Origin of the sequence: Streptococcus sp. VTCC 12886 (genome assembly GCF_049893425.1) — a bacterium.
GTDB lineage: Bacteria > Bacillota > Bacilli > Lactobacillales > Streptococcaceae > Streptococcus > Streptococcus suis_AA.
The window spans coordinates 1-866 of record NZ_JBMVJB010000075.1; the positions used below are offsets into that span (position 1 = coordinate 1).

Sequence of the window (866 nt, forward strand, 5' to 3'; positions counted from 1 at the left end):
ATTGTAACATCTCCTTGGATTATGTATGTATTTTACCAAACTATACACAGGTGTTACAACTTAATTATATCAGGTCATAGAATTGAACAATAATAAATCATTCCCAATATCCCCGGAGACATTTGAGAATTCAGAATTGAATTGTTCATGAAACTTCGAAATATCTTCACGAAAGTAAATATTATTAATCAAAACCAATAAGACAACTAAATCTTTTAAATCTTCATAGTTTTCCGAAAAAAATGATTTTAAAGTTTCAAAATCTGTCTGTGCTATTCCTAGAGAAGTTTTTACATCATCAACTTTCAAAGTACCTACTAACTCATTTAAAATAATCGGCAAAATATAATTGTAATAATTCAAGAAATTAGAAGTCACAGTGAATAATTTACGAGAAAAAAACAAATAATTAAATTCGAGAAAAGTAGATAATTTCTGAAATTCTTTAAATTTCTTTTTTCTTATGAACTCAACCTTTGATAAAAAATTATATTCTAAATTTTTATAATACTTGTTGTTTCGTATTTCAGCATATAAAAAATCCTGCAAAAAACCTATCTTTTGACTCTCATTTTGATTTTTCAAATGTATATTAGAAATGTTAAGTTTCTTTTTCTTTTTATACAAATATTTAGGAGACTTTTCATATAAATTCCAAAATGCTAAATAATCTTCCTCTCTAGAATATAATTTATCCAAAAATCTTAACACTATCTCTTGTAATTCAGAAGTATCTATACCTCTAATTGAATATTGCATATGCGGTGATAAATTCACCATCTGATGTATTGAATAGGTTACACTAAACTAGACAGAATTTATAAAGTGTTCTACACTAAAGAAAAGAGGAGAACAGATATGTCTAG

1 protein-coding gene is annotated in these 866 nt (G+C 25.6%); it reads right to left on the minus strand.

Annotated features, from left to right (window positions below; all coding sequences use genetic code 11):
• Positions 1-69: 69 nt before the first annotated feature.
• Complete coding sequence (locus ACPC57_RS11560; RefSeq protein ID WP_434067003.1) at positions 70-759, minus strand: hypothetical protein; 690 nt, start codon at positions 757-759, stop codon at positions 70-72.
• Positions 760-866 lie beyond the last annotated feature (107 nt).